The organism is Dickeya chrysanthemi NCPPB 402 (assembly GCF_000406105.1).
Classification (GTDB): Bacteria; Pseudomonadota; Gammaproteobacteria; order Enterobacterales; family Enterobacteriaceae; genus Dickeya; species Dickeya chrysanthemi.
This window is the reverse complement of record NZ_AOOA01000068.1, coordinates 1-957: the sequence shown is the minus strand read 5'-3', so window position 1 is coordinate 957 and position 957 is coordinate 1. Positions and strand designations below refer to the sequence as shown.

1 protein-coding gene and 1 pseudogene are annotated in these 957 nt (G+C 40.3%); both read left to right on the top strand.

Features of this window, described 5'->3' with window-relative positions:
• Window positions 1–22: 22 nt before the first annotated feature.
• Complete coding sequence (locus tag DCH402_RS20860) at window positions 23–535, top strand: suppressor of fused domain protein (protein ID WP_152486883.1); 513 nt, start codon at window positions 23–25, stop codon at window positions 533–535.
• A gap of 102 nt (window positions 536–637) precedes the next feature.
• Window positions 638–957: pseudogene (locus DCH402_RS00080) on the top strand (polymorphic toxin-type HINT domain-containing protein); the annotation flags it as partial.

Sequence of the window (957 nt, the reverse complement as noted above, 5' to 3'; positions counted from 1 at the left end):
GAACATTTAGAGCATTATTTGGGTGAAATCGAAAAGCGGTATAAAATGCTTGGATCGACGTTATCATCTCAGCGTTTCCGTATTCCCATCACAACCATATAAAGGGGTAACTACTTTTTCTACTTTAGGTTTGAATCGATATGACTTGAACTATAAGAGTAGGTTTGAATTAATTTTTACCTGTTCTGAAGAATGGAATAAAGAAAATATTGCAGCTTTTCTATCAGGAGTAGCTGAATATTTGATTGACAATAGAAAACCTATTTTGAGAGGTGAAATTATTCGATTACCTAGGGTAATTATCGAAGGTAGCAAAATGGACGCTCTGTATGTTTCCGCCCCATTTTATTTCGATGATGATTTTCAGGTCTGTTATGGCGGACACTACAATACTGTTTTTCCTTTGCTTGTCCCGTTGTATAAACAGGAAGCAGAATTGGTGGAAAAAAAGGGTTGGAATGCTTTTGAGCAGTTCTTGCTGGATAATGAAGTTGACAACCTTTCGGATATGAATAGGAAACCGTTTGTTTGGTAAAGGATTTTCTTAAATTTGATTAAAGGTCGTCTGAAATTAAGCTTGTTTTTCAGACGACCTTTCCTTCATTTGAAACAGAATATTGAGAACTGAGTTCTTCAAAAATCCTACACCTGCTCCTTCCACGGCAGCACCTTGGTCAAAACGGCAGACGGCTACAAAGCCATTGCCCATATTCAAGCCGGCGACCGCGTCTTCGCCAAAGATGAAACCAGTGGAAAAACTGGATACAAACCTGTTACCGCCCGATACGGCAATCCGTACCAGGAAACCGTTTACATTGAAATTTCAGACGGCATCGGTAACAGCCAAACCCTAATTTCCAACCGCATCCATCCGTTTTACAGTCAAGGAAAATGGATACAGGCAGGTCGTCTGAAAAAAGGCGACACCCTGCTTTCCGAAAGCGGTGCAAAACAGAC